Origin of the sequence: Rhizobium ecuadorense (assembly GCF_001187535.1) — a bacterium.
Classification (GTDB): domain Bacteria; phylum Pseudomonadota; class Alphaproteobacteria; order Rhizobiales; family Rhizobiaceae; genus Rhizobium; species Rhizobium ecuadorense.
Genome location: NZ_LFIO01000008.1, coordinates 1 through 450 on the forward strand (window position 1 = coordinate 1; position 450 = coordinate 450).

The following is a 450-nucleotide window of genomic DNA, read 5'->3' on the forward strand; positions in this document are numbered from 1 at the left end:
TTATCGATGCTGCGCATCGTCAGCCCGGTTCAAGCTAACGAGAGCGACATGCGGGCAACGACCAGTAAGCCCGCGACGATAACCATATCGAGCAGAGCAGTCCACTCATCGGCTGATACCAGTGCGCGGGTCGTCCTTACTGTCACTGGTTATGAACCGTCGACTTCAGGACCAGTGACGACGGTCGTTTCGCTTGACTGCGGCAGTAACGTTCGCGAAATTGGTAGGTTTGGTATTTTTCCGAACAAGGCGTTTTCGGTATTGGACGGGGCAAAGCCTCAACGATTTGGGTTTCCCTTGCCCGATGACCCGTCTTGCCGTCAGCCACAGACCGTCATTATCCGGCTGGAGCCTCAAACAGGCGGCGGTTCGGGCGCCAGCATCACTATCAGCGACGCAAGCATCGAATAGATTGGCAGTCGGGGCTGATTTGCCGCTAGCTCCAGAACC

General features: G+C 56.2%; 1 protein-coding gene. It reads left to right on the forward strand.

Features of this window, described 5'->3' with window-relative positions:
- Positions 1-411, forward strand: a 411-nt coding sequence (locus AF337_RS44055; protein WP_152970848.1) for a hypothetical protein, incomplete at its 5' end; no start/stop codon positions are given.
- Positions 412-450 lie beyond the last annotated feature (39 nt).